Raw genomic sequence first — 4,418 nt, 5'->3', positions numbered from 1 at the left:
GGGCGCGCTATACCCTGGCGGAGAGATATCATCAGCCGGTGCCGGACCTGCTGCCCGCCCATTGGCTCCCCAACCGTTGGGGACAGGGCTGGGAGGAAATGATCACGGTAGAGGGCCTTGACCTGGACGCCGCCCTGGCCGGAAAAAGTCCTGAATGGCTGGTGAAGCAGGCCGAACGGTTCTACGTGAGCCTGGGGTACCCGGAGCTGCCCAAGACATTCTGGGAACGCTCGTCGCTCTATCCTTTGGAACCGGGGGCCAGCTACAGGAAGAACAACCACGCCTCGGCCTGGCACCTGGACCTGGAGAGCGATCTCCGGTCGCTCATGAGTGTGGAGAACAACACCCGGTGGTATGGCACCACGCACCACGAGCTGGGGCATATTTACTATTTTATGGCTTATACCAGGAAGGAGGTGCCGCCCCTGCTGCGGGGCGGGGCCAACCGGGGTTTCCATGAGGCGGTGGGGACACTCATGCGGAACGCAGCCGTCCAAAAACCGTTTGCAGAGGGCATTGGACTGGTGATGGGAGACATCCAGGTGGACCCCATGCAGGCGCTGCTGAAGGAGGCGTTGGATGCGGTGGTGTTCATTCCCTTTTCCACGGGAGTGATGACCCACTTCGAGTGGGAACTCTACGCGCAACCCCTGGATATCGATGTGTATAATGAGCGTGGGTGGGTCTTAAAGGCCAAGTATCAGGGCATTGCGTTCGAGCTCTCGAAGGGAGGAGTATGCCGACGCCATGTCAAGACCCACATTAACAACGACGCGGCCCAGTATTATGACTATGCCATCTCCAACGTGTTGGTGGCCTAGTTCCACGATCATATTTCCCGGAACATTCTGGGGCAGGGCCCCCACGCGACCAACTACTTCGGCAAAAAGGCGGTAGGCGATTTCTTATGGTCCATCATGGAGACGGGATTAACCATGGACTGGCGGAAGCTGTTGCGTGAGACCACCGGGAAGGACCTCTCTACGGCGGCTGTGATGGTCTGTTTCGCACCCCTTATGGAATGGCTCCGGGAGGAGAACCAGAGACGGGCGCATACGCTGGAGGAGCTTTAGTGGCTAGAGGAGAGCAGGGAGCAGCAGCGCCCGGCCTGGATTCTTCCGCTTCCTGAAGCACCTGCTGGCCGGGAGTGGTTCATCGGCTCGGACGGCCTATCCCTGGGCGTTGACCGTTTCGGGGCCTCTGGGCCAGGGAAAGAAGTGGCCCACCCGGTGGAAATGACCGCCGAGGCCGTCACTAAGCGGATTCGGACAATTTGGAAATCGCGAAAATCTGAGTAAACTCCATCGCCACCATGGCAGAACGAACGAAAATATGGGACCTCCAGAACTTCAATCTTTTCAAGGAAGTTGAGGATCAGACACTCACCGATCTGGCGGATCTCAGCCAGATGAACTACACCAACAAGAAGGAGGTGGTCTACTTCCCCGAAGAGCCCTCCAACACCATTTATATGTTGATATCGGGGAAGATCAAGATTTCCCGCATTTCGCCGGATGGGCGATCGGTAATCCTGGCACTGCTGGGCGCAGGCGAGATCTTCGGGGAGTCGGCCATCCTCGGCCAGGAAACTCATCAAAACATCGCCGAAGTGGTGGAAGACGCAGTGGTTTGTGCTATCGACCGGAAAGCCTTCCTGAAGATCCTCGAAAAAAGCAATGCCCTCAGCCGCCAGTTCCGGACCCACCTCGGCCTGCGCATCCGCAAGGTGGAGTCCCAGATCGAAGACCTGGTTTTTAAGGACGCCCACTTTCGGGTCCTGAATTTCCTGCTCCGCTACATGGAGGACTTCGGCAAGCAAATGGAGAACCTCTGGGAGGTACGGCCCTTTCTTACCCATCAGGAAATCGCCGAACTCACCGCCACCTGCAGGCAGACCGTCAATGCCATCCTCAACGAGCTCAAAAGCGCGGGCAAGATCGATTTTTCGCCCCAGTTCCTGAGGACTCCCGGCCCGGAGAGCCTGCGGCAGTAGCCGCCCGTTGGTGCATACGCAAGGGGAGCCGCCCGCGACTATGTCATTGTAATTTGAAACCAAGCGCCTGCCGGCGAAGTCCCATGTCAGCGGTTCTCCCCCTCATCGCGGTCATCCTTGTGCTGGCCTACCTTATCGCCGTAAGCTATCAGAGCTATCTGCGCAATCGCGACGAGCCCGAGGCCGACGAGTGGGAGGAAGAGTGGGACTGACCCGACTGTGGGTTCCATGTGCAGGCCGGCCCAACGTGTGTCTACTGCGGTGCATCCATGCCATGCCCATCCTGAGTGCCCATGATATCTCCGCTGTCCTTTGGCCTGGAACCGTCCCCGTGCTCATGGGAACGTCAATTGGAATGATGAAGCCCAAATGAGCAGTGAAAAGCCCCAAAAAGCATTGACACCGTTTGACGAGGTTAACCAGTGCTTGGATGCAGCTCGGGAGCTTGCGAAGGTTCCGGAAGAAGCCCTGACCCTGCTGAAGAGCCCCTACCGGGAAATTCGCGTGGAGATTCCCCTGTTCAGCAATGGCAAATTGCGCAACTTCACCGGCTACCGTATCCAGCACAACGCCGCCCGGGGGCCTTACAAGGGCGGCATCCGCTACCATCCCCATGTGGACCTGCACGAGGTGCGGGCCCTCGCTTCCCTCATGACCTGGAAGACCGCTCTGGTGGATATCCCCTTCGGCGGCGCCATGGGGGGCATCACCTGCGATCCCCTCACCATGACCGACGAGGAGCTCTATGATGTCACCGTCACCTTCTTCACCCGCATCGCCATGATCCTCGGGCCCAACCGTGACATACCCGGCCCGGACATGGGCACCAACGCCAAGGTCATGGGCTGGGCCATGGCAGCCTACGGCAGGTTAAATGGCCATACCCCTGCCATCGTCACCGGCAAGCCGTTGGAACTGGGCGGCTCCGTGGGACGGGAAGACGCCACCGGCAAGGGCGTGGCCATCATCACGGAGCAGTGGGCCCAGCGGCAGGGCCGGAACCTCAAGAATGCCAGGGTGGTCATCCAGGGGTGCGGAAATGTGGGCTCCTTCGCCGCCCTACACCTCGCGGAGAAAGGGGCCAAGGTCATCGCCATCAGCGATGTGCGGGGCGGCATCCGCAATGATGCTGGTCTTGACATCCGGGCCCTCATGGAGCATATGAAAAAGACTGACTCGGTGGTCGGATTTAAGGCCGGTGAACCTCTGGACGGCGATGAGATCCTCAACCAGGAATGTGATTACCTGGTGCCGGCGGCGCTGGGAGGTGTTATCACTGAGAAAAATGCTGGCAAAGTCAAGGCCGGCGTGGTGGTGGAGGCCGCCAACCACCCGGTGACCCCCCTGGGCAGCGACATCCTGGCCCGCAACGGTGTGGAGATCATCCCCGACCTGATTGCCAACGCCGGGGGCGTTATCGTAAGCTATTTCGAATGGGCCCAGAATATCCAGCAGTTTGCCTGGGAGAAAGAGCGCATTGATAAGGAACTCCACGCCACTCTCAGGAAAAGCTTTGCCGGCGTGATGCAGTTCGCTACGGCACACAAATGTTCCCTGCGCCTGGCCTCGTTCGCCATCGCCCTCTCGCGGGTCTACCAGGCCTCCAAGGCCCGGGGCTACATCCGCCTCTAGCCCCCTGTCGGCTTGCCGCCACTTGGGCCGCGCAGTCCGTGCGGTTTTGATGTCGGTCACATTTCTCCAGTAGGTGTGTCGCCGAAAATTCGGTCCGGCGACCTAACGACAGTAGAATAGGCGGCGTATCAGGCAGGTATCCGGGTGGGAGGCTATTTCAAGCCTGAAAAGCGAGCTTTTCCTCGCTGAGATCGGCCCACAACTGGCGGGTAAAGCTACTTCAGCAGCACCATCTTGACGGACCTGGGAAAACCGGGAAGTGACAATCTAAGAAGGTGGATAGGTGAGGAACTTACTGGCCTCCCGCCTATGAGTTCGGCCTCGATGAAAATCGGGAAGCGTGGTTCAAGCCAACGTGGCCGATTCGGTGTGGATCCCTTCACATCACGAAAACGGTCTTGATGTTCACGAACTCCTTGATCCCGTATTTGGATAGTTCGCGTCCGTACCCGCTCTCCTTCACACCACCGAAGGGCAGCCTGGGATCTGACTTCACCGGAGCATTTACGAAGCAACAGCCCGCTTCAAGTTCATTCGCCGCAATTCGTGTTCCCCTTGCCACGTCTTTAGTGAAGATCGCCGCCCCAAGACCGAAGCGAGAGTTGTTGGCCACCCTGATCGCTTCGTTCTCATCTTTCACAGGAATAATTGCTGCGACAGGGCCGAACAGCTCTTCTTCATAAGCTGGGATCCCTGGCTTGACTGCGGTGAGAACCGTGGGGGGATAGTAGGCCCCTGCGCTTTCGGGGATCTCCCCGCCCAGCAGGCACCTGGCACCTTTTTCAATGCTCCG

At 58.8% G+C, this 4,418-nt stretch carries 5 protein-coding genes; 4 read left to right on the top strand and 1 reads right to left on the bottom strand.

Annotation, left to right across the window (positions count from 1 at the left end):
* From IH971_11000 to IH971_10985, 4 genes are all read left to right on the top strand, one after another.
* Positions 1-821 (top strand): M2 family metallopeptidase (locus IH971_11000; protein ID MCH7498356.1); only part of this gene is annotated, 821 nt, incomplete at its 5' end.
* A 12-nt stretch (positions 822-833) separates the two neighbouring features.
* Entirely contained in the window at positions 834-1,073 is a 240-nt protein-coding gene (locus IH971_10995; GenBank protein ID MCH7498355.1) for a M2 family metallopeptidase, read from the top strand.
* A 239-nt stretch (positions 1,074-1,312) separates the two neighbouring features.
* The gene (locus IH971_10990) at positions 1,313-1,993 is read left to right on the top strand and encodes a Crp/Fnr family transcriptional regulator (protein MCH7498354.1); all 681 of its coding nucleotides are present in this window, start codon (positions 1,313-1,315) and stop codon (positions 1,991-1,993) included.
* Positions 1,994-2,362: 369 nt separating this feature from the next.
* Positions 2,363-3,625 (top strand): glutamate dehydrogenase, encoded by a 1,263-nt coding sequence (locus tag IH971_10985; GenBank protein ID MCH7498353.1) that lies wholly within the window; start codon positions 2,363-2,365, stop codon positions 3,623-3,625.
* A 379-nt stretch (positions 3,626-4,004) separates the two neighbouring features.
* Here the strand turns inward: IH971_10985 and IH971_10980 are convergent.
* A partial coding sequence (locus tag IH971_10980) for an aldehyde dehydrogenase family protein (protein ID MCH7498352.1) occupies positions 4,005-4,418 on the bottom strand: 414 nt, incomplete at its 5' end.

It is taken from the genome of Candidatus Neomarinimicrobiota bacterium, from assembly GCA_022560655.1.
In the GTDB taxonomy this organism is placed as follows: domain Bacteria; phylum Fidelibacterota; class Marinisomatia; order SCGC-AAA003-L08; family TS1B11; genus JADFSS01.
This window is presented reverse-complemented; position numbering and strand designations above follow the sequence as displayed.

Coding starts and splice junctions, on each gene's coding strand:
- IH971_10990 (MCH7498354.1), top strand. CDS start 1,313: ATGGCAGAACGAACGAAAATATGGGACCTCCAGAACTTCAATCTTTTC.
- IH971_10985 (MCH7498353.1), top strand. CDS start 2,363: ATGAGCAGTGAAAAGCCCCAAAAAGCATTGACACCGTTTGACGAGGTT.